Origin of the sequence: Dietzia sp. DQ11-38-2, from assembly GCF_014145055.1 — a bacterium.
Taxonomy (GTDB): domain Bacteria; phylum Actinomycetota; class Actinomycetes; order Mycobacteriales; family Mycobacteriaceae; genus Dietzia.
In genome coordinates, this window is sequence record NZ_JAALDW010000432.1 from 1 (window position 1) to 795 (window position 795).

General features: G+C 70.1%; 1 protein-coding gene. It reads left to right on the forward strand.

Features of this window, described 5'->3' with window-relative positions:
• Positions 1 to 3: 3 nt before the first annotated feature.
• Positions 4 to 795 (forward strand): acyclic terpene utilization AtuA family protein (locus G6026_RS17495; protein ID WP_347238111.1); only part of this gene is annotated, 792 nt, incomplete at its 3' end.

Consider the following 795-nt stretch of genomic DNA (forward strand, 5'->3'; position numbering starts at 1 on the left):
ACGGTGCCTCCGCTCCGCGTCGGCAACATGTCCGGGTTCTACGGCGACCGGTTCTCCGCCATGCGCGAGATGCTCGACGGCGGCGAGCTCGACGTCCTCACCGGCGACTACCTGGCCGAACTCACCATGCTCATCCTCGGCCGCGACCGGATGAAGAACGCCGAGCTGGGATACGCCAAAACGTTCCTGCGCCAACTCGAGGACTGCCTCGCACTGGCACTGGAGAAGAACGTCACCATCGTCGCCAACGCGGGCGGGGTCAATCCGGCGGGTCTCGCCGACGCCGTCCGCGAACTGGCGGGCCGTCTCGGACTGTCCCCCGAGGTCGCCCACGTCGAGGGTGACGACCTCATCGCCCGGGTCGGCGAGCTCGACATCCCCGCCGACGCAGGGTTCCCCGTCACGGCCAACGCCTACCTCGGTGCCTTCGGCATCGCCCGGTGCCTGGACGCCGGGGCCGACATCGTCGTCACCGGTCGCGTCACCGACGCGTCGGTGATCGTGGGGCCGGCCATCAGCCACTTCGGTTGGGGCCGACACGACCTCGACGCGCTCGCCGGCGCCACCGTCGCGGGTCACGTCATCGAGTGCGGGACCCAGGCCACGGGCGGCAACTACGCCTTCTTCAACCGGGGTGAGATCGCCGACCCCGTCGCCCCCGGCTTCCCGATCGCCGAGATCTCGTCCGACGGCACCTCCGTCATCACCAAGCACCCCGGAACGGGAGGTGCGGTCACCGTCGGCACCGTCACCTCGCAGTTGCTGTACGAGGTCACCGGGGCCCGGTACGGCGGA